This window comes from Brevundimonas sp. (assembly GCF_046293315.1).
In the GTDB taxonomy this organism is placed as follows: Bacteria; Pseudomonadota; Alphaproteobacteria; order Caulobacterales; family Caulobacteraceae; genus Brevundimonas.
On sequence record NZ_JBKBPF010000140.1, the window covers coordinates 1 to 500 of the forward strand.

Here is a 500-nt window from a genome sequence, read left to right on the forward strand (position 1 = left end):
GGTGCGGCGGTCTTGCTCCGCCGCTCAGTCGCGCATGTTTGACGTGGCTGCTGTTGCGGTGGCGGCGGCGGTGGCTGCGGCGGCTGCGGTGGCGGCGGCTGCGGTGGCGGCGGCGGTGGCGGCGGCGGTGGCGGCGGCGGTTGCGGCGGCTGCGGCGCAGGCGCGAGGCGGACTCGGACTTTAAGCACCTCAGCACGCATCGCTGCTTCGTGTTTGGCGCCAAGGCGTGTGGCAAGGTGCGACGCGGCGCTGGCTGCTGCCGCCGCTGCGCCTCGCTGCGCTGCTGCTTGACGCGCGCGCGTGGACGCAGAGCTTCATGCTGGACTCCTTCCTGAACCGCAACGTGGAGAGCCGAGCCTACCAGCCCACCACCTCGCTGCGCCACATTGTGCGCAACCAGCTCATGTCGGAGCATCACCTGGACAACAACAAGTACCTGGTGGTGCGTGCCCTGCGCCCCATGCGCCTGCAGCGTCGCTGAAAGCAGCGCGCCGCAGTTG

General features: G+C 70.8%; 2 protein-coding genes. Both read left to right on the top strand.

What is annotated here, in order from left to right:
* Positions 1-184 (top strand): hypothetical protein (locus ACK4SE_RS14445; RefSeq protein ID WP_409694120.1); only part of this gene is annotated, 184 nt, incomplete at its 5' end.
* Positions 185-316: 132 nt separating this feature from the next.
* Positions 317-481: a hypothetical protein gene (locus tag ACK4SE_RS14450; protein ID WP_409694122.1), complete on the top strand. Its 165-nt coding sequence runs from the start codon at positions 317-319 to the stop codon at positions 479-481.
* Positions 482-500: the final 19 nt, after the last annotated feature.

What these genes read in the sequence shown, in the direction of transcription:
- ACK4SE_RS14450 (WP_409694122.1), top strand. Translation starts at nt 317, where the DNA reads ATGCTGGACTCCTTCCTGAACCGCAACGTGGAGAGCCGAGCCTACCAG.